This window comes from Pseudomonas sp. 05N36 (assembly GCF_056397385.1).
Genome location: NZ_JBFTNH010000051.1, coordinates 1 through 1,170, shown reverse-complemented (window position 1 = coordinate 1,170; position 1,170 = coordinate 1). Strand labels below are relative to the sequence as shown.

The following is a 1,170-nucleotide window of genomic DNA, read 5'->3' as shown; positions in this document are numbered from 1 at the left end:
GGAAGCTCCGATCAACTTGCAGCAACCGCGCGGCAAGTTGAAAATATCGTGGCGTTCGGCGCTATATTCTCGCGAAACGTCCCGTGCGCACCGCCTTACCGGGCTTGTCAGCCCATTTCTCCGTGTTACACGCGTAACTCGCCCATACCCATCAGCTTTTTTCGAGCCATCCACAGGTTTGATAGAGCGAACAGCGTGGTCAGCTGAGCGGTATTTTTCATCAGTCCGCGAAAACGCACTTTCACATAACCAAACTGACGCTTGATCACCCGAAATGGATGTTCGACCTTGGCCCGTGTCTGGGCTTTGAGGTACTCGATTTTTCGCTTGGCCTTATAAAGCACGCTGCGCTTACTCAGCCTGGAGTAGGTGCTGCGCCGAGCTGCGATCTGCCAAACTACCTCGCGTTTCTCATGCTCCTTGCGCTTCTCGACACCGGCGTAGCCCGCATCGGCATAGACCGCGTTTTCCTCGCCATGCAGCAGTTCGGCAACCTGGGTGACATCGGCTACATTCGCCGCCGTGCCGTGAACGTGGTGAACCAGCCCCGACTCAACATCAGCACCGATATGCGCCTTCATTCCAAAGAAGTATTGGTTCCCTTTCTTCGTTTGGTGCATCTCCGGATCGCGTTTGCCGTCCTCGTTTTTGGTCGAACTGGGCGCGTGAATAATCGTCGCGTCGACGATTGTGCCCTGGCGCAGGGAAAGACCTTTTTCCTGCAAATAACTGTTGATAACCGCAAGGATGGCAGGGGCCAACTTATGCTTCTCCAGCAGGTGCCGGAAGTTCATGATCGTGGTGTCTTCCGGGATTGGCGCGCTTAGCGTCAGATGCGCGAACTGGCGCATGGGCGTGATTTCATAGAGCGCTTCTTCCATGGCCGGATCGCTCAGGGAGAACCAGTTCTGCAACAGGTGAATACGCAGCATGGTTTCCAACGGATAGGGTTTTCGACCACCGCCGGCCTTCGGGTAATACGGTTCGATCAGCTTCAGCAAACCGTTCCAGGGCACGACCTGATCCATCTCTGCGAGAAACCGTTCGCGGCGAGTTTGCTTACGTTTGCCGGCGTATTCGAAGTCGGAAAAGCTCATCTGGCTCATGAGGGGCTCGGGTCAGGTGGTGAGGCTGTATTTCATCACGATTGAGGAATTGTTCGGAGTTTCC

General features: G+C 55.1%; 1 protein-coding gene. It reads right to left on the bottom strand.

Annotation, left to right across the window (positions count from 1 at the left end; all coding sequences use genetic code 11):
- Positions 1-125 precede the first annotated feature (125 nt).
- The gene (locus AC1DIH_RS28100; protein WP_477774081.1) at positions 126-1,106 is read right to left on the bottom strand and encodes an IS5 family transposase; all 981 of its coding nucleotides are present in this window, start codon (positions 1,104-1,106) and stop codon (positions 126-128) included.
- Positions 1,107-1,170 lie beyond the last annotated feature (64 nt).